Source organism: Pseudozobellia thermophila (assembly GCF_900141855.1).
GTDB lineage: Bacteria > Bacteroidota > Bacteroidia > Flavobacteriales > Flavobacteriaceae > Pseudozobellia > Pseudozobellia thermophila.
In genome coordinates, this window is record NZ_FQYU01000019.1 from 1 (window position 1) to 21,079 (window position 21,079).

At 50.2% G+C, this 21,079-nt stretch carries 23 protein-coding genes; 12 read left to right on the top strand and 11 right to left on the bottom strand.

Features of this window, described 5'->3' with window-relative positions:
- The 4 genes from BUB37_RS20715 to BUB37_RS20730 form a co-directional block, all read right to left on the bottom strand.
- A partial coding sequence (locus tag BUB37_RS20715) for a transposase (protein WP_072995902.1) occupies positions 1-266 on the bottom strand: 266 nt, incomplete at its 3' end.
- 44 nt (positions 267-310) lie between these two features.
- On the bottom strand, positions 311-1,606 hold the full coding sequence (locus tag BUB37_RS20720) for an SMEK domain-containing protein (protein ID WP_072995904.1): 1,296 nt from the start codon (positions 1,604-1,606) through the stop codon (positions 311-313).
- Positions 1,607-1,923: 317 nt separating this feature from the next.
- Entirely contained in the window at positions 1,924-2,418 is a 495-nt protein-coding gene (locus BUB37_RS20725) for a MepB family protein (protein ID WP_072995955.1), read from the bottom strand.
- Between the two features lie 133 nt (positions 2,419-2,551).
- Positions 2,552-4,723, bottom strand: coding sequence for an endonuclease MutS2 (locus tag BUB37_RS20730; RefSeq protein ID WP_072995906.1), 2,172 nt, complete (start codon positions 4,721-4,723; stop codon positions 2,552-2,554).
- Positions 4,724-4,886: 163 nt separating this feature from the next.
- Here BUB37_RS20730 and BUB37_RS20735 point away from each other — a divergent pair, with 163 nt between their 5' ends.
- Entirely contained in the window at positions 4,887-5,552 is a 666-nt protein-coding gene (locus BUB37_RS20735; protein WP_072995957.1) for a uracil-DNA glycosylase, read from the top strand.
- On the opposite strand, the gene BUB37_RS20740 is transcribed toward BUB37_RS20735, so the two are convergent.
- The 6 genes from BUB37_RS20740 to BUB37_RS20765 form a co-directional block, all read right to left on the bottom strand.
- A complete protein-coding gene (locus BUB37_RS20740; RefSeq protein WP_139278169.1) occupies positions 5,542-5,976 on the bottom strand; it encodes a hypothetical protein in 435 nt (144 codons plus the stop codon). The two genes, BUB37_RS20735 and BUB37_RS20740, sit on opposite strands and share 11 nt — an antisense overlap.
- 90 nt (positions 5,977-6,066) lie before the next feature.
- Positions 6,067-6,918, bottom strand: a complete 852-nt coding sequence (locus tag BUB37_RS20745) for a substrate-binding domain-containing protein (RefSeq protein ID WP_072995910.1) — start codon at positions 6,916-6,918, stop codon at positions 6,067-6,069.
- 185 nt (positions 6,919-7,103) lie between these two features.
- Positions 7,104-7,976 (bottom strand): nucleoside phosphorylase, encoded by an 873-nt coding sequence (locus BUB37_RS20750; protein WP_072995912.1) that lies wholly within the window; start codon positions 7,974-7,976, stop codon positions 7,104-7,106.
- A gap of 1 nt (position 7,977) precedes the next feature.
- Complete coding sequence (locus tag BUB37_RS20755) at positions 7,978-8,910, bottom strand: DUF1835 domain-containing protein (protein WP_072995915.1); 933 nt, start codon at positions 8,908-8,910, stop codon at positions 7,978-7,980.
- Positions 8,911-9,029: 119 nt separating this feature from the next.
- Complete coding sequence (locus BUB37_RS20760) at positions 9,030-9,359, bottom strand: translation initiation factor (RefSeq protein WP_072995916.1); 330 nt, start codon at positions 9,357-9,359, stop codon at positions 9,030-9,032.
- 2 nt (positions 9,360-9,361) lie between these two features.
- Positions 9,362-10,312: an isopenicillin N synthase family dioxygenase gene (locus tag BUB37_RS20765; protein WP_072995918.1), complete on the bottom strand. Its 951-nt coding sequence runs from the start codon at positions 10,310-10,312 to the stop codon at positions 9,362-9,364.
- 129 nt (positions 10,313-10,441) lie between these two features.
- On the opposite strand from BUB37_RS20765, the gene BUB37_RS20770 reads away from it, so the two are divergent.
- The 11 genes from BUB37_RS20770 (at position 10,442) to BUB37_RS20820 (ending at position 20,011) form a co-directional block, all read left to right on the top strand.
- Positions 10,442-12,418 (top strand): alpha-ketoacid dehydrogenase subunit alpha/beta, encoded by a 1,977-nt coding sequence (locus BUB37_RS20770; RefSeq protein WP_072995920.1) that lies wholly within the window; start codon positions 10,442-10,444, stop codon positions 12,416-12,418.
- Between the two features lie 138 nt (positions 12,419-12,556).
- On the top strand, positions 12,557-13,039 hold the full coding sequence (locus tag BUB37_RS20775) for a lipocalin-like domain-containing protein (protein ID WP_317616562.1): 483 nt from the start codon (positions 12,557-12,559) through the stop codon (positions 13,037-13,039).
- Between the two features lie 10 nt (positions 13,040-13,049).
- Complete coding sequence (locus tag BUB37_RS20780; protein ID WP_072995924.1) at positions 13,050-13,745, top strand: YiaD family glycine zipper/OmpA-like lipoprotein; 696 nt, start codon at positions 13,050-13,052, stop codon at positions 13,743-13,745.
- Positions 13,746-13,830: 85 nt separating this feature from the next.
- A complete protein-coding gene (locus BUB37_RS20785) occupies positions 13,831-14,955 on the top strand; it encodes an NAD(P)/FAD-dependent oxidoreductase (protein ID WP_072995926.1) in 1,125 nt (374 codons plus the stop codon).
- 3 nt (positions 14,956-14,958) lie between these two features.
- Positions 14,959-15,666: a methyltransferase domain-containing protein gene (locus tag BUB37_RS20790; protein WP_072995927.1), complete on the top strand. Its 708-nt coding sequence runs from the start codon at positions 14,959-14,961 to the stop codon at positions 15,664-15,666.
- Between the two features lie 7 nt (positions 15,667-15,673).
- Positions 15,674-16,729: a type III polyketide synthase gene (locus tag BUB37_RS20795; RefSeq protein ID WP_072995959.1), complete on the top strand. Its 1,056-nt coding sequence runs from the start codon at positions 15,674-15,676 to the stop codon at positions 16,727-16,729.
- Positions 16,730-16,754: 25 nt separating this feature from the next.
- Positions 16,755-17,546 carry an SDR family oxidoreductase gene (locus tag BUB37_RS20800; RefSeq protein WP_072995929.1) on the top strand — a complete coding sequence of 264 codons (792 nt, stop codon included), beginning with the start codon at positions 16,755-16,757 and terminating at the stop codon, positions 17,544-17,546.
- 24 nt (positions 17,547-17,570) lie between these two features.
- Positions 17,571-18,023, top strand: coding sequence for a 3-hydroxyacyl-ACP dehydratase FabZ family protein (locus BUB37_RS20805; protein WP_072995931.1), 453 nt, complete (start codon positions 17,571-17,573; stop codon positions 18,021-18,023).
- Positions 18,016-19,293, top strand: coding sequence for a beta-ketoacyl-[acyl-carrier-protein] synthase family protein (locus BUB37_RS20810; protein ID WP_072995933.1), 1,278 nt, complete (start codon positions 18,016-18,018; stop codon positions 19,291-19,293). The genes BUB37_RS20805 and BUB37_RS20810 overlap by 8 nt, the downstream gene beginning before the upstream one ends.
- A gap of 28 nt (positions 19,294-19,321) precedes the next feature.
- Positions 19,322-19,576 carry an acyl carrier protein gene (locus BUB37_RS20815; protein ID WP_072995961.1) on the top strand — a complete coding sequence of 85 codons (255 nt, stop codon included), beginning with the start codon at positions 19,322-19,324 and terminating at the stop codon, positions 19,574-19,576.
- A gap of 3 nt (positions 19,577-19,579) precedes the next feature.
- Entirely contained in the window at positions 19,580-20,011 is a 432-nt protein-coding gene (locus BUB37_RS20820; protein ID WP_072995935.1) for a hypothetical protein, read from the top strand.
- Here the strand turns inward: BUB37_RS20820 and BUB37_RS20825 are convergent.
- Complete coding sequence (locus BUB37_RS20825; protein ID WP_072995937.1) at positions 20,008-20,958, bottom strand: TerC family protein; 951 nt, start codon at positions 20,956-20,958, stop codon at positions 20,008-20,010. The genes BUB37_RS20820 and BUB37_RS20825 overlap by 4 nt on opposite strands.
- Positions 20,959-21,079 lie beyond the last annotated feature (121 nt).

The window sequence follows — 21,079 nt, forward strand, 5'->3', positions numbered from 1 at the left end:
GCCTTCTTTAAAAAATCTATCTCCATCTTCTGCTGGCCGATCGTCTTGAGCATCCGCTCCTCCTTCTCCTGGGCCTCGCTCTTGGCGTCCTTGGCCTTCTTGGAGAAGACCTCCTCGCCGTTCTTGAGGAACTGCGCCTTCCAGTTGGTGATCTGCGCCGGGTGGATGTCGTACTTCCTCCCCAGTTCCTGGATCGTGAAACGTTCGCTCAGGGCTTCCAGTACCACCTTGAACTTGAACTTCGATGTGTGTTTTCTTCTTCCCATTTGACAGTGAATTTAAGATTAAAAATTAAACTTAACTTACTGTCCTATTTATGGGGGTAATTATACATAAAATGCTGATAGACGGCATTATTTGATTCAAGTTTCTTTTTTTTAGTGATAAAATCACTTTCGAATTTATGTGTTCGGTAGCCATCATATGTATGGCTCCAAGTTGGTGTTATTGCTAAAAACCATGTAGACTCTGACAAGAATGATTGAATTCTAAATGACAATTGTTGAAAGTGAGTTATTTGTGTTTTATCTCTATTCCAAACTTCTTTTACAACTGTTCTGGTTGCTGCTTTTTTATTTTTCCAAGTAACAGTCCGAGATCTAATTAGTTTAGGTGGACGAAATCTAAACATTCTCTCTTTTCGTAACCACTGGATATCTTTTTTAGATGTCAATTCTTGGATCGTATTATCTATCAATCTTGATAAAGCCTGTTCGTATTTATAGCCACTTGAAACAAATTCATCTAAAGAAAACTCTTCGACAGTGCCTATTTCAACCAAATTGCTTAGTGGTTCTGAACTATTATCTAGTGGTTTGAACGATATAATTTTTTTTTCAAAAACGTGCCAGTCTCTTGAATAGGGAATATCATAGTGTTCAAAAGCTCTATTTAAAACACTTCTCTCAGGCGCACTTTTTTTTAGTTTGTATCTTGTCTCCCAAGATTTCGTAATTATCTCATCTCTATTTACTCCTATAGTACCAACATAGACTTTTTCAGGTAACTCTATTTCTAATAAGTTAGGATAAAGAGTTTCTGTTATTAATTTGTCTCTATTTTCTAAGGTATTTCGTCTATACTCGATTTTTTGCTCGGTAAACTCTTGTTCAAATAGTTCTAAGACTTCTTGGATTCTAGGTAATGAAATCCAAGAATTTACTTCTGCGAGCAGGTTCTCAAAATCCAATATATTTTCTGATGAATCAAATTCAAATTCATCATTAATAATTTTATCGAACTTTTTATCGCTGTAAGTTTTTTGCTTTTTTGTTATAATGTAAATAAGTAAAGAGTCGAATTCGTCTCTTTGCTTATGCTTTTTATATTGTTCCAGAGTATGTTTTACTTTTTCCGAATTCGCTGTTGAAGTTACCTGGATAGCAACTCTATTTTCATAATCAATTAAATCAATTGCAGAGTAGTTTTTTTCTTCGAGATTGGCATTTTTTAAACTTAAACCATAGACATAATTTAAAATGGGAATAATTACATTTTCAGCGTGAATGTTAATGTCATAAAGGTTTTGGCTATTTAAAGTTTCTACTTCAGCCCTAAATCTTGCGATTAGTTCAGCAATTCTTTCTATTGTATTTTTTTTGTTCACAGAGTTTCTTTATTTGTAAATTACCGCTTACGTCTCAAACATATAAATTCGCCTTATCGATTTTAACCGACGAATCACAAATTTCCAAGATTTTCCCTATACAATAAATAGTATAATCTATTGTTTTTCAACGCCTTTATCAACAATGTGCGTTGTGCCCTTTGAAAATTATCCATTGTTATCCCTGCGGAAGCTTTAAAAATCTATAGGGCTAGGGGAGGGAGTAAACCAAAAAGCGGTTTGGGCGTATTAGTCTTTCCCATTGCACGGAATCACTGGCTTTTTATGATCTGTTCTTTGCAGTGCTTTCCCCAGGGCTATTCCATTCCGTACAAAACCGACACCTTTTTAAGGTCCGTTGCTGTATGGACTTCATAAAAGTAGTGCAGTTGCCACTTTTGGCTGCGTTCGGCCTGCTTGTTGCTTACAACATCCCATTTCGGATATACCCGAAAACCTCTTTTTCCTTCTTTCCTCGGGGTGGACATGATCCCTTTTTGGATCAGTACCGATTTCGGAAAAACAAACTGCCCCAGTTTCTTTTCATGCGCTACGTTCACCACATAAAAGTCCACCTCGTCACTTGCTTCAAAGGGAGCAATGACTCCCTTTTCGTTCCGTTTCCAAAAGGTCACAAACTGTCCCGTTTTTCTCGGTGTTCTTTTGGCCCTCCTGCCCAAAATGCTGCGTCCGTTCAATTGATACCTGCAAGCATAATACTCCTTACTTTCCGCTTCGCTTTCAAAATCGGTGATCATAAGGGAACATGGGTCGTAAACCGCGGTTTTTATTTGATCGAAAAGCCTATCCATGGTGGGCATTGGCTTTTGGGTTGGGAATGAAGGGCGTTGCTCTCCCTTAAAGGGTATGCTTGTATCGTATACGATTTTGTGTAAGTAATTGACAATCAATTTTCTGTGTTGATGGAGGTAGGAGGGGAGTATCCTATTTCTTGGCCTGCACCAATTCCAGTTGGTCCACGCTGACATTGGTGGTAAACATGCCGTAATTGACGATGGCCTTGCCTTTTTCCAAGGAATCGATACTGCCTACCGCCTTGCCGTCTTGCATGCGTACCCTGTCGCCCACCTTAAAGACGGGTCGGGGCTTGTTCTTTTCCTTGATGACGGCCTTTTTCTTTTCGACCTTCTTTTTCTCGCGGATGACCTTGACCTCTTTTTGCACCTCTTGGGCCACCTGTGCCTTTTTGGCGCGCTCGGCCTTGGCCTCCTTGGCGGTTTTCTTTTTGCGCTTGCTGTTCTCGGTCTCTACGATACGCAGGAGTTCGGATACCAGGGCACGCTTTTTCTTGTCGTGGAAATACTTGTCGGCTACCTTGTCGACCTTGTTGCCCAAATGGATCATCCGCTGGTCGTGGTCGTACAGCTCCTGATAGTTCTCGAGTTTGCTCTTGATCTTGGCATTCAGTTTTTCGAGCCGTGCCGCCTCTTCCTTGGCCTTGCTTTCCTCTTCCTGCAGCCTGGACCCCGTACGGGCCATTTTACTGCGTTCCTTTTGTAGTTTGGCAATGGTGGCGTCAAAGCGCACCTTGCCGCGCTCGATCTTCTTCTTGGCCTTGTTGATCAGCGAATAGGGGATGCCGTTCTTTTGGGCCACCTCAAAGGTAAAGGAACTACCGGCCTCTCCCAACACCAGCTGGAAGGTGGGCTCGAGGGTGCGCCCGTCAAAAAGCATGTTGGCGTTGGTGGCATGGGGCAATTCGTTGGCCAGGGCCTTTAGATTGGCGTAGTGGGTGGTAATGACGCCATAGGCCTTTCGTTCGTAAAAAACCTCCAAAAAGGCCTCGGCCAAGGCCCCGCCCAGTTCGGGGTCGCTGCCCGTACCGAACTCATCGATCAAGAACAGCGTATTGTCGTTGCAAAGCCGCAAAAAGTTGTTCATGTTCTTTAGGCGGTAACTGTAGGTGCTCAAGTGGTTTTCGATGGACTGGTTGTCGCCTATGTCGGTAAGTATCATATCGAAAAAGGCAACAGAACTCCTTTCATGTACGGGAATTAGGAGTCCGGATTGAAGCATTACTTGAAGCAATCCTATGGTCTTTAGGGTAATGCTCTTTCCCCCGGCATTGGGGCCCGAGATAACGATGATGCGGTTTTCGTCGTGCAGTTCTATGGTCTGCGGATAGGTCTTTTCCTTTTTGAGCTTGTTGCTCAAATACAGCAGGGGGTGGTAGGCGTCCCTTAGGTATAGGCGCTTTTCCGAATTGATCTCGGGCAGCAGGGCATTCGTCTCCGCGGCGTATTTGGCCTTGGCCGAGGTAATGTCGATGTGGGCGAGAAAGGATTGGTAATCGGCCAATAGGGGGGCGAAGGGCCGTATACGGTCGGTCAGCTCCTTGAGAATGCGCTGTACTTCCTCCTTTTCATCAAACTCCAGGTTGTTGAGTTCCCGGCTGTATTTTAGGGTGGCCTCGGGCTCTATGTAAACGATACTTCCCGTTTTTGAAGTGCCCATGACGGTACCCTTGATCTTTTTGCGGTACATGGCCTTTACGGCAAGAACGCGTCGGTTCTCGACGACCGATTCTCGGATGTCGTCCAGGTAATCGGAGCCTTGGTAGGTGTTCAGGGCCGACACAAAACTTTGTCCGATCTTTCCCTTTACCTGCTGCATCTGCCTGCGAATGGCGAACAGTTTGTCCGACGCCTGGTCCTTTACCTCGCCAAAGCGGTCGATAACCACATCGATATGGGCCGGTATTTCGGTATTGGCCTCGATGTTCTCCGACGATGCGAAGAGTAGGGGGTAGTACTCCTCGAATTTTTTCAGGAATTTCTTAAGCTCGTTAACGGTCAGGCATATACTGCCTATTTTTCGGAAACTGCCGATTTCCAAGACGGTGTTTTCGATGCCCAACAGCTGTAGTTCCTTGTCGATGGCGTCGAAGCCGTGGGCGGGAATGCGGTTTTCGCTGACAAAGGAGGAAAGGTACTCCGCCGTCTGGCCCAAGTGTTCCATCATCTGCCCTTTTTCGGAAAAGGGCGCGATCTCCAATGCCTTGGCCTTGCCCAATTCGGTACTGCATCGGGCCGAAACCTGTTGCAGTACTGTGGGAAATTCTAAGTCCTGTAATGTCTTTGGATGTATACCTGCCATTTTTCAAAAATCGATGGCAAAGGTAGGCAATGGCACCGAAGTTTGCCCCATATGTTAACATTTCGCCTTGGCCCTGAAGCGAAGGGGCCTAAGTTTTTGGTTAATTTTGCACTTTCTTTGTGCCCGGCCGACCCGATCGGCCGTTTTGAAAGACGATGTAGCTATGAGCGTAAACATTCACGAAAGCTGGAAAGAACACCTAAAGGACGAATTTGCCCAGCCCTATTTTAAGGCCTTGACCGAATTTGTAAAAAACGAGTATGCCACCCATACCTGCTACCCCAAGGGCCGCGATATCTTTGCCGCCTTCGATCGCAGTCCCTTCGACAAAACACAGGTGGTGATCATCGGCCAAGATCCCTACCACGGTCCGGATCAGGCGAACGGACTCTGTTTTTCGGTGAAGGACGGCATTCCGCACCCGCCGTCCCTGGTCAATATTTTCAAGGAATTGGAGGCCGATATCGGCAAGCCCTACCCCAAAAGCGGCAATTTGGAAGCCTGGGCCGACCAAGGCGTACTGCTGCTGAACGCCACCCTTACAGTTCGGGCGAACCAAGCGGGAAGCCATCAGAACAAGGGATGGGAAATTTTTACCGATGCGGTGATCAAAAAACTTTCGGAAAAAAAGGAAGGGCTCGTCTTTCTTCTTTGGGGCGGTTTCGCCAAGAAGAAAGCGGCCCTGATCGATAAACACAAACATTATGTCCTGACCTCGGGGCATCCGTCGCCCCTAAGCGCCAATCGCGGTTATTGGTTCGGTAACAAGCACTTTAGCAAAGCCAATGAAATTTTGGCGCAAAACGGCAAACCGCCCATCAATTGGTAAGGTCCACATCGGCAATGGCGTCTATGCGCGCCTTCGCAGGTTTGGGCGGTAGGGGCTGTATCTGGGGCTTTACCCGCATGTATTCACGCCATCTGAAATCTTCGAGCACCTGGCCCATTTCAGAGGTTTCCTTGGTAGCGAGTTTTTTGAGAAGACTGTACTTGGCCCCTTCGGAAAGACTGTCGTCTTCCTCAATGGCCTTTTTTTTCACCAAAAAGCGGGCGACGGTCTGTTGGAACTGCAGGGCCTGGTCGGTGCCCATTACCAGATAGGGTTGGTACTTTGCCGTTAAATCGATGGCCTCATTACGTATTCTGCGATCAATTTGTAAGGCGTAAAAGGTTTGGGCCTTTGCACCGGAATACATACTGAGGAAGATAACAAATAAAAGAACTCTTAAAAAAGGTATTTGTTTGGTCTTCATGGTTTTAAGGTGTTTGTATTCAATAGTTCGGTTACAAAAAAACACCCTAAAATTAAAAAACCGGGACCCTATTTGTCAAGCCTGTTTTTCTTAAAAAATCTTAAGAAGCGCCTCCTTGGCCACCTTTTTATCGATCAGGCCCAAGGAGTGGAGCGTTTCCTGCACCTGGTCGACAACGGCCCCATCGAGCTGCTCCTGGCTCCACCGGGTCATCGACAGCCATTCCCGAATGTCCTCGATCCTTTGCCCATAGCGATTGGCCAAGGTGCGGTCTATACTCGGAATCTGCCTAAACTCCGCCGTATAGGCATTGATGGTATTCAATACATGCCGCAGCGCCCCGGGCTGTTCGGCTATGAACTTGTCGGTGGCGGCGATCACAAAACAGGGCCAGGGGGTAGGGCAGTCGCCCAAGCGGCGAAAGACCCCTTTGTCGACCAAGGGTTTTGTGGTAAAGTGTTCCCACATAAAATAATCGGCCGCGCCTTCGGTCAGGGCCTCGACCGCACCATCGAGGTTGTTGACGACCTCAAAGGAGAGCTTCGAAGCGTCCCATCCCTCGTTTTGGGCATTTACATAGGCCATAAGGTGGCTTCCGCTGCTGAACCGACTGATGGCCGCCGAAGCGCCGTTAAGCTCGGAAATCGTCTTAAAACGGCTCTGGGCGCCTACGTGGATGCCCCAGTGCAGGGGAGTGGCGATATAGGTCTGGACGATTTGGGCCGGATTGCCCTCGATTATGCTCTTGACGATCCCCTCGGTAAGGATGATCGCCAAATCGGTTTCCCCGTCCTTGAGCATTTGGCACATTTTGCCCGTTCCCTCGGGTATGTCCTGCCACTGCAGGTCGATGCCGCAATTTTCGAATGCACCCTCTTCGATGGCCATGTGCCAAGGAAGGTTGAAATGCTCGGGTACGCCTATGATCCTTACTTCTTTCATTGGGGTATGTCAGTGTTTATGGTGAACATTAAAAATGAGTGGCAAAGATAACCGAAAGTGCGAACATTGAAGGGAGGTTTTGGCCGGCCCTTGCGATAAAAGGACGAAAATCGATGTGCGGCATCGTATACGATTGCTTGAAAACGCTCCGTTTTTAAGGGGCTTGGCTCGGTGTTCGGATTCCTTTAGGGCGAGGTGAGCCTTTCCAAGGTGTAGCGAATGAGTTCGTCGACACTTTGGGCCGGATTTTCACTGAATTCGCCCGTTGCCCGATTGGCCAGGATGCAATTCATCGACACGGCCCGGTGGCCCAGCAATTTTGCGAGTCCGTATATCCCCGAGGTCTCCATTTCGAGATTGGTCAGTTGGTGCTTGCCGTAGGAAAAGGACCTGAGTTTTTCACGAAGGCCGGGATCGGCCAAAGGCAGGCGCAAGGAACGGCCTTGGGGGCCGTAAAACCCGATGTTGGTCACGGTGACCCCCAATCGTATACGATTTGACAGGAGGCTTTTCCCCAGTCCTTCGTCGTAGGGCACCACGTAGGGTCGTGATTTTTCGCCGGGCCAGTCGGTATGCTCGACAAAGGCCCGGGCGAATGCCTCGTCGCGTACGCCCCCGCTTTCGTAAAAGTGGAGGAGGCCGTCGAAGCCCATGGCATACGCGCTCATCAGAAAGGAATCGATGGGTATATCGGGCTGTATGGCCCCCGAGGTACCGATCCGGACGATGTCGAGCACCTTCTTTTTAGGCTTGACGATCCGTTGGTCAAGGTCGATGTTGGCCAAGGCGTCGAGCTCGTTGAGGACGATGTCGATGTTGTCGGTGCCGATTCCGGTAGAGACCACGGTTATCCGCTTGCCCTTCACAGTGCCGGTATGGGTATGGAATTCGCGCTTGCCTTTTTTCAGTTCTATCGAATCGAAGTATTGCGATACCTGGGCGACACGGTCGGGGTCGCCCACGGTAATTATCGTATCCGCAAGGTCTTCGGGCAATAGATTGAGGTGGTAAATGCTCCGGTCCGAATTCAAGACCAGCTCGGAAGGCTCTAATCGCATGTTAGAGTTTTAGTATTCTTCCGGTATCGGTATTGTAGAGAAAGTTGTATTTAAGGGCCCCGCCCAAATACACGTCATTGTCCTGGATGCAGGAATAATAACTGGTTTTGCTTTCCAGTATTTCCTTGCCCTTTTTGGTCAACCGCACGGGGTTGAAACTTGAGAACAAGGGCCTGAGCCGCGAAAGGGCCCTTTCGTACTGGGTGTCCCCAAAGCCCAAAAAGCCTTGGTTCTGTATGATTTCGTTCAAAAATTGCGTTTTCGAGGCCGGTTTCTTGTTCTTTCCGATCCGAAGAATATTGTTTTCCATATCGTTGAGCCCGTTTTTTATGCTAGGAAAGCGTTGCAGGTGGGCCTGTAGGGCATCGGGCAAATAATCGAACTGGTATTGCGAGAAATCGGTTAGATTCTCCAAGCGGATGGGGTTGTCGCTGCAGTAGAGCTGCCATACGTAATCGGCGTACTCGATGTCGTCTTGGGTAAGGACGACCTTGTTTTTGTACTTTTCGAGCAACTGCTCGTCGCTGAGATCGTTCAGGCCGTATAGCTTTTTGGTCTTGTCCTCCTTGCCGCTACAGACCAATGAGATCTGTGCGTACTTGCGGTTGGCCTTGAGCCAACTCAGTACGGCGATCATATTGATTTGACAAAAAAGATCGTACTCGAACCAGAGCACGATCTCATCTTGTTGTTTATGGTTACAAAGGGATCTGTATTCTTTTAGGGTTTTTTCGATAAACCACGATTTGGATACCTTATAATTCTTGTTGAGAAACTCAAAACGCGTTTTCCAAAAGGATTCGCTTCCGACATTGGTAAGCGTCTTGCCCTCGCAGAGCATTTCGCGCCAAGTAATGATATCTCCCTTGATCTTAAGGGATTTCAGTTTCTCCGTAAAGCTATCTCCGTTAGTGATGTGCAAAAGGGAACTCATGTAGTAGTTGGATTAGGTTTTGACGAATAAAAGTAATATTTAATCAAAAAAAACAAAAAATAATTAACAGAAATCCGTATGAAATTTAGGATATCTCCTTAGCCCCTTAGGGCAGGTGCTTAGCCGCCTACTCGTTTGACGGAAAACCCCTTTTTCTTGAGCAATTCCATGATTTTGTCGCGATAATCCCCTTGAATGATTACCTGGCCGTTCTTAAAACTGCCCCCGACGCTCAGTTTTGTCTTTATCTCCTTGGCCAGTTTTTTGAAATCGCCGTCCGCGCCGTTATAGCCCTCGAGTATGGTGGTCGGCTTTCCCTTGCGCTTTTCGTACTTGCAGATGATCGGCTCGTCCTGGAGCCAGATATCGCCTTCCTTGTCCTGTGAAATTTCCTCGGCCTGGGGTTCGTGGTCGGGAAAAAGGTTTTTAAGTTGGTCCTGTAAATCCATGCTTAGCCCTTTATCAATCCGAGTTCGATCAAGCGTTCGTGGAGGAATTCCCCTGCGGTAATATCTTCAAACTGTTTGGGGTGTTCCTCGTCTACGCAGTTTTCGAGACAGTTTAGGGGCATCTCGCTAATAGGGTGCATAAAGAAAGGTATCGAATATCGGGAAGTGCCCCACAATTCCTTGGGCGGGTTCACGACCTGGTGTATGGTAGACTTGAGCTTGTTGTTGGTCAAACGCGAGAGCATGTCGCCCACGTTGATCATCAATTCGTCCGATTCGGCTATGGCGTCGACCCATTCGCCCTTGTGGTTCATTACCTGAAGTCCCCTTCCATGGGCCCCCATCAACAGGGTGATCAGGTTGATGTCGCCATGGGCGGCCGCACGGACAGCGTTCTTGGGCTCCGAAGTGATGGGCGGATAGTGGATCGGCCTTAGAATGGAATTTCCGTTTAAGATATACTGGTCGAAATAGTTCTCCTCGAGGTCGAGGTGGAGGGCCAGGGCCCGCAAGACGTATTGGGCCGTCTTTTCCAACATTTTATAGGTCTCCTTACCGATTTCGTTGAATCTGGGCAGTTCTTCCACTATGACGTTGTCGGGATACTCCTCCTCCAATTTCGGGTCGTTTTCCACGTATTGGCCGAAATGCCAAAATTCCTTTAGATCGCCTTCCTTTCTCCCCTTGGCGTGTTCCTTGCCAAAGGAGGTATAGCCACGTTGGCCGCCAATACCCTCGATTTCGTATTTGTTCTTGACCTCCTGGGGCAGTTCAAAGAACTTTTTGATCTCGGCATAGAGGTTCTCTACCAGCTCATCGGACAAAAAGTGGCCCCTTAAGGCGACAAAACCGATGTTCTCAAAAGCGGCCCCTAGCTCATTGGTGAACTTTTCCTTTCTCTTGGGGTCCGATGATATAAAATCCCGTAAATCTACACTTGGTATGGCACTCATAGCGTCTTTTTGATGTTTGGACAAAGTTAATAAATAATGGATAACATAATGCCCGTTTCCTTTGGTCGGGGAGTCTTGCCTTTTTTCTACTTTTACCTAACGCAAAAACAGTACGAATAGTCTTTTCAAATGAACTATACAAAAAAAGGTATCAGTAACCGCACCCTGGTCGACCTCTATACGCGCATGCTCAAATCGCGGATGATCGAAGAGCGTATGCTCGTATTGCTGCGCCAAGGGAAAATCTCGAAATGGTTTAGCGGAATGGGGCAGGAGGCCATTTCGGTAGGGGTGGCCAGTGCCCTGTTGCCCGAAGAATACATATTGCCCATGCACAGGAACCTGGGGGTCTTCATAACCCGCGAAGTGCCTTTATACCGCCTGTTCGCCCAATGGCAGGGAAAGGCCGGTGGGTTTACCAAGGGCAGGGACCGGAGTTTCCATTTTGGTACGCAGGAATTTAAGATCGTGGGCATGATCTCGCACCTGGGGCCGCAATTGGGCGTCGCCGACGGAATAGCCCTGGCCGAGCTGCTTAAAGGACAAAAACGGGTAACCGCGGTTTTTACCGGGGACGGGGGCACCAGTGAGGGCGATTTTCACGAGGCCCTGAATGTGGCCTCGGTATGGGACCTGCCCGTGCTGTTCTGTATCGAGAACAACGGTTACGGACTCTCCACTCCGACCAATGAGCAATACCGCTGTACACACCTGGCCGACCGGGGACCGGGCTACGGAATGGAATCGTATACGATTGAGGGCAACAATATTTTGGAGGTGTACCGCAAGGTAAACGACCTGGCCAAGGACATGCGTTCCAGGCCCCGCCCGGTGCTGTTGGAGTTCGAGACCTTTAGGATGCGGGGCCACGAGGAAGCCAGTGGAACCAAATACGTTCCCGAGGAATTGCTGGAGACCTGGGCGCAAAAAGACCCGATCGCCAATTACGAGGCCTTTTTGATCAAGGAGGAGGTTATCGATCCAAGCGAAATTGACCGGGTCAAGTCCGATATAGAGGCGGAGATCGGCGCGCATTTGCGATCGGCCTTCGATGAGGGACCGGTGCACAGTTCCGAAGAAGGGGAGTTGCGCGATGTCTACAAAGCTTTTGATTATAGGGAAGTAAAGGCATCGGGGCCGGTGGAAAAAATCCGTTTTGTGGATGCCGTGTCCCAAGGCCTGTTCCAGTCCATGCAAAGGCACGACGACCTGGTGCTCATGGGGCAGGACATTGCCGAATACGGAGGGGTATTCAAGGTTACCGAAGGCTTTGTCGATGCCTTTGGCAAGGAACGGGTGCGCAATACCCCCATTTGCGAGTCGGGCATAGTGGAAGCTGCCATGGGCCTAAGCATCAACGGGATGAAGGCGGTGGTCGAAATGCAGTTTGCCGATTTTGTGAGCAGTGGCTTCAATCCCGTGGTCAACTATTTGGCCAAATCGCACTACCGTTGGGGCCAGCATGCCGATGTGGTCGTGCGCATGCCCTGTGGTGGCGATGTGGGGGCGGGACCCTTCCATTCGCAGACCAATGAGGCCTGGTTTACCAAGACACCGGGACTCAAGGTGGTGTACCCCGCCTTTCCCCACGACGCGAAGGGACTCTTGGCGACGGCCATCAACGACCCCAACCCCGTGCTCTTTTTCGAGCATAAGGCACTGTACCGAAGCGTGTACCAAGAGGTGCCCTCCGATTACTACACGCTTCCCTTTGGGCAGGCCGCCCTGTTGCGGGAGGGGAATGCGGTGACCATCGTGGCCTATGGGGCGGCCGTACATTGGGCCTTGGCGACCTTAAACGACCATGCCGATATCCAGGCCGACCTGATCGATTTGCGGACCTTGGCCCCCTTGGATATCGAGACCGTATACTCCTCCGTTGAGAAGACGGGAAAACTGATCATTCTGCAAGAAGACAGCCTCTTCGGCGGAATCGCCAGCGATATCGCGGCCTTGGTTACCGAGAACCGGTTTGAGTATTTGGATGCGCCGATCAAAAGGGTGGCCAGCCTGGAAACCCCCGTTCCCTTTGCTAAGAACCTAGAGGACAACTACTTGCCCAAACATCGTTTTTACAAGGCCCTAAGGGAGCTTTTGGCCTATTAGGGTCATCGCACTTGGCCGCACCCCGACCGGTCTTTTCCATTGCATAGCCCTTTTGCCGATATTAACGAGATATTAACATTTTTCGGATAACATTTTGCCCCATGTCGTCGTAATTAGACAAACAGTTAAATTGAGATTATGATGAAAAATAGCATGGTGCTTGGTGCACTGGTTTTAATGTTGTTTTCCTGCTCCCTCTCCAAGGAGGTCAGGCAGCAACGGAAGTCCATTAACGGTACTTGGATCTTGGACGATGTCTCCTACGCGGGTTCCGAGGGTGTCTTTAAATCCATATTGTTCAACGACGCACAGGCCTTTTGCTTCGAAGGAAGTACTTGGTATTTTCTGGAGAACAACAGTACGGGGAGCTATACCATCAACAGTACGACCGGGGCCTGCCCGGCCGGAACAAGGAACATTCGCTGGTCGGTGGCCGAGGACCCCTCGGGCAACGATAGGCTGCAGTTCAAGTATATCGATGAAAAGAAAAAGGATATCTATGGGGCCACGGGGTATGGCATGGAGATCATGTCCCTTTCCGATAGCCGCATGACCCTTCAGTCGAGGGTCAACGTCGATGGCGAGGCCGTTTCGGTCGTTTACAATTTTATAAAACAATAAAACGAACAACATGAGAAAGTATATAGTAAGATCAGTATATGTAGCTATGGCCATGACGATGGTCGTAGGCTGCAAGACCGTACAGAATGCCAACAACAAGCAAAAAGGAGCCGTTATCGGGGCCAGTAGTGGGGCGGTCATCGGCGGGGTGATCGGCAATAACGTCGGAAAAGGCAACAACACCGTTCTCGGGGCCATCTTGGGCGCTGCCATTGGCGGCGTTGCCGGAGGCTATATCGGCGACCGGATGGATAGGCAGGCCGAACGGATCGAGGAAGAGATTCCTGGTGCCGAGGTAACCCGCGTGGGCGAAGGTATCAACGTTACCTTTACCGAGGATGCAGGGGTGTATTTCGACACCAACAAGTCCGACGTCAAGGGTACCTCGCGAACCACCCTGAACCGTTTGGCGGAAATCTTAAAGGAGTTCCCGAAATCGAACGTCTTGATCGAGGGGCATACCGATAGTGCCGGGTCCGACGAATACAACATGGCCCTTTCTAAATCGAGGGCCACATCGGTGAGCAACTACCTGATATCACAGGGCATCGATAAAAGCAGGCTGACCACCAAGTGGTATGGCGAGGAACAACCGGTGGCTGATAACAGTACTCCCGAAGGCAAGGCCAAAAACCGTCGGGTGGAATTGGCGATCGTGGCCAGTGATGCCCTAAAGGAAGAGGCAAAACAAAAGGTAAAAGGGTAAATTTCACGTAAACACGACTTTCCCATTTGGATCCCGGCAGCACAACTGTCCGGGATTCTTTTTTTAAAATCCCTATATTCAATATGTGAAACATGAATACGATGTAATTATTGTTGGAGGGGGGCTGGCAGGACTCACCGCGGCCCTGCATCTTCATAAGGAAGGGCACGGCGTACTGGTGATTGAAAAGAATACCTACCCCCGCCATAAGGTTTGTGGCGAATACCTGTCCAACGAGGTGCTCCCGTACCTCGACACCTTGGGCATAAACCTGCCCCAGGCCGGTGCGGTGGCCATCGATACCTTGTTCTTCAGTACGGCCGACGGCCATCCTATGGAGACCTCCCTGCCCTTGGGCGGACAGGGGATAAGCCGTTACGCCCTCGATGACCTGCTCTACCGGGAAGTCCTCTCCCAAGGAATAGATGTTTTATCTGACCGCGTGGTTGATATATCTTATAATTACACTGATTTTAAGGTGGTTACAAAAGAAATAAAAACCATTACTTCAAAGGTGGTAATTGGGGCTTACGGAAAAAGGGGAGGACTGGACAAGCGGCTCGATCGGCCGTTTATGGCCCAAAAGTCCTCGTGGATGGCCGTAAAATCGCATTATGGGTTGGATAGCTTTCCCGAGCATATGGTGGCCCTCCACAACTTTCCGGGAGGCTATGGGGGCTTGTCGAAAACCGAAAGCGGGGCGGTCAATTTTTGCTATTTGGCGCACTACCAAAGTTTTCAGAAGGTGGGGAATATCGAGGACTACAACGAGCAGGTAGTTGCAACCAACCCTTTTTTAAAGGATTTTTTGTCGCGGGCAAAGCCTATCTTTAGGCAACCCTTGGCCATCGCCCAAATTTCCTTCCACCCGAAAGCGGCGGTTGAAAACCACGTTCTGATGTGCGGCGATGCGGCGGGATTGATCCATCCGCTTTGCGGAAACGGAATGGCCATGGCCGTTCATGGCGCCAAAATGGCCGCGGAAGCAACGGACCGCTTCCTTAAGGACGGGGGAAGGGACAGGGAAGGACTGGAACGGGGGTATCAAAGGGAATGGCACAAAGCCTTTCGACGGAGGCTTTGGTACGGTAGGAACCTGCAGCACCTGTTTATGCGCCCCCGCCTGTCGAGCAGCGTGTTGGGCCTGCTCGTTCGGCAGCCCTTCCTCTTGAAAAAAATCATAAACGCAACACACGGTCAACCCCTGTAAACCATGCTAAACTTCACTAAGCGAAATACGGACCCCGAGGAAATGGACCAACTTTCGGTATCGAGGGAGACCTTGCGGAGGGTCTATGACGATATCAATCGCAGCAATAGGCTATTGGGCGGAAACCGTATTACCATTGATGCGGTAAGGCAGGTGGTTAGGGACTTCCCCCAAGAATCGTATACGATTTTGGATGTGGGCTGCGGCGATGGCGAGATGCTTCGCAGGCTGGTATTGTGGGCCCGTAAGCACGGAATTGAAGTAATTTGTACGGGGGTAGACCTTAACGAAAGGGCCTTGGAGCTTGCCAGGGAAAAATCGAAGGACTTTCCTGAAATAAACTACCTGCAACAGGACGTGCTGCACTTGGATCCCGATTTGCCTTGCGACATCCTTTTGTGTACATTGACCATGCACCACTTTTCCGATAGGCAGATTCCCGTTTTCCTAAATCGCTTTGTACACCTGGCGAAGATCGGGGTAATTGTCAACGATTTGCAAAGAAGTGTTTTGGCCTATGTGCTTTTTCGTGCCTTTAGCCTTATTTTTATAAAAACCAAGATGGCCAGGAACGACGGCAAGACCTCGATCAAAAGCGGTTTTACCCTCAAGGGGTTAAGGGCGTTTTCGCGGAACATACCCGAGCGGCGACACCGGATCAAATGGAAATGGGCCTTTAGGTATGTATGGGTCCTATCCCCAAAAGTTTAATCGATATATGAATGAAGTTCACATAGCGGCAGTGGCCAAGCAACTGCCCGAATACAGTAGAAAAACAGAGGATATCATACCCCTAGTGGAGCTTTGGTTGGCCGATCGGGAAGAGCGGTTCAGGCGCAAGGTGGTCAAGATCTTCGAGGGGGCGGCCGTAGACCAACGTTACAGCATCATGCATCCCGAGGAAGTCTTTAGCGCTACTTCCTTTGAGGAAAAGAACACCATCTACGTACGCGAGGCCAAAAAATTGGGGAAAGCCGTTTTAACAAAAGCATTGGAAAAGGGCGCTTGGTCGCCGGCTTCCCTCGACTACATCATTACCGTAAGCTGTACGGGCATTATGATTCCTTCCCTCGATGCCTATCTGGTCAACGACTTGGGACTTAAGCAGGATATCGTGCGGCTTCCGGTGACCGAAATGGGATGTGCCGCCGGGGTGTCGGGACTCATTTACGCGTATAATTTTCTACGGTCGAATCCGGGCAAGCGGGCGGCCGTCGTGGCCGTCGAGAGTCCCACCGCCACCTTTCAACTTAACGATTATTCAATGGCCAACATGGTCAGTGCGGCGATTTTTGGCGACGGGGCGGCCTGTGTGTTGTTGTCGTCCGAAGCAGGGGCCCCGGGTCCGAAGGTTTTGGGCGGTGGCATGTACCATTTTCCCGATGCGACGCAAATGATGGGCTTTGAGCTGACCAATAGCGGACTTAAAATGGTGCTCGATGTGGCCGTGCCCGAGGTTATCGCCGAACATTTCCCCCATATCGTCCATCCCTTTTTAAAAAGCCATGGATCCGATATCGACAGGGTACAACACTTGATCTTTCACCCCGGGGGGCGTAAGATTGTGCAAACGGTGGACGCCCTCTTCGGCAAGTTGGGCAAGAATATCGACGATACCCGCGAGGTGCTTCGCCAATACGGCAATATGAGCAGTGCCACCGTGCTTTACGTGATGGAACGCTTTATGGACAGAAAGATCCCGGAAGGGGAGCAGGGCCTCGTACTGAGTTTCGGGCCCGGTTTTTCGGCGCAGCGCCTGCTGTTGGAGTGGTAATTGGGATATTAAAATCGTATACGATATGAAACATGGCAAAAAAGACGAATGGGCGCTTATTTTGGGCGGAAGTAGCGGCCTGGGCCTGGCTACCGCCAAAAAATTGGCGCTTCACGGCTTTCCCTTAATCATTGTACACCGCGATAGGAAATCGGATTTGCAATCGATTGAGGGGGAATTCGACCAAATCAGGTCCTCCGGGGTTCGCCTGCGGAATTTCAACATCGATGTGGCCAACAGCGGGAAAACCAAGGCCACCATCCAAGAGATCAAGGAGCTGATCGGCGCCGACGGTGCGATCAAGGTCTTGGTGCACAGTATCGCCAAGGGCAGCCTTAAGCCCATGTATGCGAAGGAGGGAAGCACCTTGGGCATTGCCGATTTTCAGCTTACCCTTAACGCCATGGCGCTGAGCCTGTACGAATGGACGAAGGCCTTGGTCGACGATGGCCTTTTTTCGAACGACGCCCGGGTCATAGCCTTTACCAGTGAGGGAAGCAGCCGGGCCTGGCCGGGCTATGCCGCGGTTTCGGCCGCCAAGGTAAGTCTCGAGGCCATTTCCCGTAGCATTGCCCTGGAGTTTGCGCCCCTTGGTCTCAAGGCCAATTGCATTCAGGCGGGTACCACCGATACCAAGGCCTTTAGGGCCATACCGGGCCATGAAATTTTACGGGAAAACGCCTTGGTGCGCAATCCGGGCGGAAGGCTGACACTTCCGGAGGACGTGGCCAATGTGGTCTACCTGCTCACCACGGACGAGGCCCGATGGATAACGGGATCGACAATCAAGGTCGATGGGGGCGAAAGTTTGCAATAATATCCAAGCTATAAACAACACGTAATGCCATTGAACGCCATTCTTGACAAATTACCCTACGACGAGCCTTTCTTGTTTGTCGACCAACTGGTGTCGATAGACGAAAACGGGGTCGAGGGCAGCTATTCGTTTGATCCCCATGCCTGGTTCTACAAGGGCCATTTTAAAAACAGGCCCATTACCCCGGGGGTGATCTTAACGGAGTGCTGTGCCCAGATCGGCGTCGTTTGTCTCGGTGTTTATCTGTTGAACGGAAAGTCGCCAGGCGACCGAGGCCCAATACAGATAGCGCTGAGCAGTTCGGAGATGGAATTTTATGTGCCCGTGTACCCGGGCGAAAGGGTAAGCGTAAAATCGAGGAAGTTGTATTTTAGGTTCCACAAGCTGAAGTGCGAGGTGAAAATGTACAACGCCAAGGAAGAATTGGTGTGCAAGGGAAGCATTGCCGGAATGATTAAACCTTTACCTAATGGATAAACGTGTAGTTATAACAGGATTAGGTGTTTGTGCTCCAAACGCAGTAGGAATCAAGGCCTTTTCCCGGGCCATGGCCGAGGGCAAAAGTGGCATTCGCTTTGTCCCCCAACTCAAGGAACTGGGCTTCGGCTGCCAAATAGCGGGGGCCCCGGTTATTGCCGAGGATCTCTTGGGTGCCTATTTCACCCCCTTGCAGTTGCGGGATTTAAAGGCAACGGGAATCATTTATGGCGTAATGGCGGGTACCGATGCCTGGGCCGATGCCGGCTTGGCCAAGGCCCCTGACGACGCGCCGCATTGGCAGGGGGGCGTTGTCTTTGGCTCGGGCACCCTGGGGGTCGATAAGTTTCACGAAGCCATGCTCCAGGTCGATCGGGGCGAAGTTCGCCGCTTGGGCAGTACCACGGTGATACAGACCATGGCTTCGGGGGTAAGCGCCTACTTGGGCGGTATTTTGGGCTGCGGCAACCAGGTAACTACCAATTCCTCCGCCTGTACCACGGGTACCGAAAGCGTGCTTATGGGCTACGAACGCATCGTGTCGGGACAGGCCGAGTACATGTTGGTAGGCAGTTGCAGCGATAGCGGACCCTATGTGTGGAGCGGCTTTGATGCCATGCGCATCCTGCCCAGGAAATACAATGCCGACCCCGAAAAGGCGAGCCGGCCCATGAGTGCATCGGCCTCCGGTTTCGTACCGGGCAGTGGGGCAGGGGCCTTGGTCCTCGAATCCTTGGAAAGTGCACGGGCCCGAGGGGCCAAAATCTATGCCGAAGTATTGGGCGGCGCCCTCAACAGTGGCGGCCAACGGGCCGGGGGCTCGATGACGGCCCCCAATTCGGAGGCGGTACAGCGCTGTATCGTTCAGGCCGTAAGGAATGCGGGAATAGCCCCCGAGGCCATCGACGCCGTAAACGGACATTTGACCGCGACCTCAAAGGATGCGCTCGAAATCGAAAATTGGAGCCGGGCCCTAGGGCGCGAAGGATCGCAGTTTCCCTATGTCAACTCGTTCAAGGGCTATTTCGGGCATTGCCTTTCCGCCGCGGGAAGTATCGAATGTGTGGCCTCGGTATTGCAGGTCCACTTGGGCAAAGTGTTCGGAAACCCCAATTGCGAAGACCTTCATCCTGAAATAAAATCAAAAGTGGACGAAGCCAAAATACCCAGGCAAACCCTCGATTACGGTCCCCAAATTTTGGCCAAGGCGAGTTTTGGTTTTGGCGATGTCAATGCCTGTGTTATCTTTAAACGGTTCAGGGGCGATTGAAATGTATAAACCTAAGCATGTAATTGGAATGGAAGAAAGCACAAAATACGACACCTTAAAACGCATAATTTCGATCTATCTTCCCGAGGATGTATCGGTCGACGCCATCGGTGCACAGAGTCACCTTATCAACGACCTGAACATCAACTCGGCCCATCTGGTCGATATTGTACTCGATGTGGAGGACGAATTCGATATTATGTTCGAGAACGACGATATGGAAAGGATGCAGACCGTTGAGGATGCCCTAAAAATCATCGATATCAAACGCTCCAAAAAGTAAGGTATGGCGGAATGGTGGGCATGGGCAAGGGGCAAGTTGCTGGTAGATAGGCGATTGATACTCGTCTATTGCACCGTTTATTTTACTTGGGGCATGGCGATGAACTGGTTCGGTTCCTGGGCCGAAATCGCCAAGTTTACCTTTTGGTGGCAGGTAATTACCTGCTATATTCTCTATATGGTGCCCATATCCCTATTGCTCAGAAACCTTCCCTTCCATACCCAATATGCCTACGGACTGGTTGCTATGGGCTTTTTGGAATTTGGGGGCTATGGATTGGAGACATCCTATGCCTACCCGGATAACCTAGTGGACCGTTTTTTTGGCATTCGGAATTTCTCCTTGGGCATGGCCCTGTTTTTCGCCTTGTACTTTCCCCTGGGTAACTGGGCGGTACAAAGGATCTACCGCCTGCTTTTCGGTCCGGGGCGTTAATCCGGGTCTTCTTCCTTGGAGGGAATGAGGAGGGAGGCCACGATTCCCGCCAGCAAAGACACCGATATGACCGTTAGGGAGACCCATTCGGGCAGTTCGACCTGATGCGAAAAGAGCATCTTCAAGCCCACAAAGGCCAGGATGACCACAAGGCTATAGTTGATAAACCGGAACTTTTCGAGCATTCTCGAAATCAGGAAATACATGGACCTAAGGCCGAGAATGGCCAGGATGTTCGAACTGAAGACGATAAAGGGGTCGGCAGTAATGGCGAGGATGGCGGGAATGCTGTCGAGGGCAAAAAGCACATCGGTGAGTTCGATCACCACCAAGGCCATAAAAAGGGGCGTGGCGGCGTTGACGCCCATTCGCTTGACAAAGAAATCGTGGCCGTGCAAGGTGCCCGTTATGGGGAACAGCTTTTTTACCTGCCTAAAGATCCACGAGTTCTTCGGATTAAAATCACTGTCGTCGGATTTCAACATTTTAAAGGCGGTATACAGTAGGAATACCCCGAAGACATAAATGATCCATTCGAACTTGGTGATCAGGGCCACCCCGAATACGATCATCAATCCACGAAAGACGATGGCCCCCAAAATGCCCCAAAACAGCACCCGGTGTTGGTAGATGGGCGGTATTTTAAAGGCGGAAAAGATCACGGCGATCACAAAAACGTTGTCGATGCTCAGCGAGAGCTCGATCAAATAGCCGGTGATGTACTTGAGTACGGCGTTGTTAGGGGTGAGGCCCGTCGGATTTTCGACCATTCCACTGGAAAAGAGCCAATAGATCACACCGCTAAAGCCCAGTGCCACGGAAACCCAAATGGCCGTCCAGATTCCGGCTTCCTTACTTTTGATAACATGTTCGTTTTTATGGAACACCCCGAGGTCAAGTGCCAAAAAAACCACGACCAGAGCAATGAACAAACCCCAAACCCACATAATTTATGTTTTTTATGAAGGGGCGAAGTTAATGAATTTTGCGATTTTCCCTACCCCATTCGCACTTCGGTTGAACCCAAACGGAAGAGGGCTTTTGTACGGCGCGTACGGGGGTACGAAA

Bases quoted from the DNA above. Each gene is read 5' to 3' on its own strand.
- BUB37_RS20795 (WP_072995959.1), top strand. From the start codon at position 15,674: ATGAATGAAGTTCACATAGCGGCAGTGGCCAAGCAACTGCCCGAATAC.
- BUB37_RS20725 (WP_072995955.1), bottom strand. From the start codon at position 2,418: ATGGATAGGCTTTTCGATCAAATAAAAACCGCGGTTTACGACCCATGT.
- BUB37_RS20730 (WP_072995906.1), bottom strand. From the start codon at position 4,723: ATGGCAGGTATACATCCAAAGACATTACAGGACTTAGAATTTCCCACA.
- BUB37_RS20790 (WP_072995927.1), top strand. From the start codon at position 14,959: ATGCTAAACTTCACTAAGCGAAATACGGACCCCGAGGAAATGGACCAA.
- BUB37_RS20755 (WP_072995915.1), bottom strand. From the start codon at position 8,910: ATGAGTTCCCTTTTGCACATCACTAACGGAGATAGCTTTACGGAGAAA.
- BUB37_RS20780 (WP_072995924.1), top strand. From the start codon at position 13,050: ATGAGAAAGTATATAGTAAGATCAGTATATGTAGCTATGGCCATGACG.
- BUB37_RS20770 (WP_072995920.1), top strand. From the start codon at position 10,442: ATGAACTATACAAAAAAAGGTATCAGTAACCGCACCCTGGTCGACCTC.
- BUB37_RS20735 (WP_072995957.1), top strand. From the start codon at position 4,887: ATGAGCGTAAACATTCACGAAAGCTGGAAAGAACACCTAAAGGACGAA.
- BUB37_RS20745 (WP_072995910.1), bottom strand. From the start codon at position 6,918: ATGAAAGAAGTAAGGATCATAGGCGTACCCGAGCATTTCAACCTTCCT.
- BUB37_RS20825 (WP_072995937.1), bottom strand. From the start codon at position 20,958: ATGTGGGTTTGGGGTTTGTTCATTGCTCTGGTCGTGGTTTTTTTGGCA.
- BUB37_RS20805 (WP_072995931.1), top strand. From the start codon at position 17,571: ATGCCATTGAACGCCATTCTTGACAAATTACCCTACGACGAGCCTTTC.
- BUB37_RS20800 (WP_072995929.1), top strand. From the start codon at position 16,755: ATGAAACATGGCAAAAAAGACGAATGGGCGCTTATTTTGGGCGGAAGT.
- BUB37_RS20760 (WP_072995916.1), bottom strand. From the start codon at position 9,359: ATGGATTTACAGGACCAACTTAAAAACCTTTTTCCCGACCACGAACCC.
- BUB37_RS20750 (WP_072995912.1), bottom strand. From the start codon at position 7,976: ATGCGATTAGAGCCTTCCGAGCTGGTCTTGAATTCGGACCGGAGCATT.
- BUB37_RS20775 (WP_317616562.1), top strand. From the start codon at position 12,557: ATGATGAAAAATAGCATGGTGCTTGGTGCACTGGTTTTAATGTTGTTT.
- BUB37_RS20810 (WP_072995933.1), top strand. From the start codon at position 18,016: ATGGATAAACGTGTAGTTATAACAGGATTAGGTGTTTGTGCTCCAAAC.
- BUB37_RS20765 (WP_072995918.1), bottom strand. From the start codon at position 10,312: ATGAGTGCCATACCAAGTGTAGATTTACGGGATTTTATATCATCGGAC.
- BUB37_RS20820 (WP_072995935.1), top strand. From the start codon at position 19,580: ATGGCGGAATGGTGGGCATGGGCAAGGGGCAAGTTGCTGGTAGATAGG.
- BUB37_RS20815 (WP_072995961.1), top strand. From the start codon at position 19,322: ATGGAAGAAAGCACAAAATACGACACCTTAAAACGCATAATTTCGATC.
- BUB37_RS20740 (WP_139278169.1), bottom strand. From the start codon at position 5,976: ATGAAGACCAAACAAATACCTTTTTTAAGAGTTCTTTTATTTGTTATC.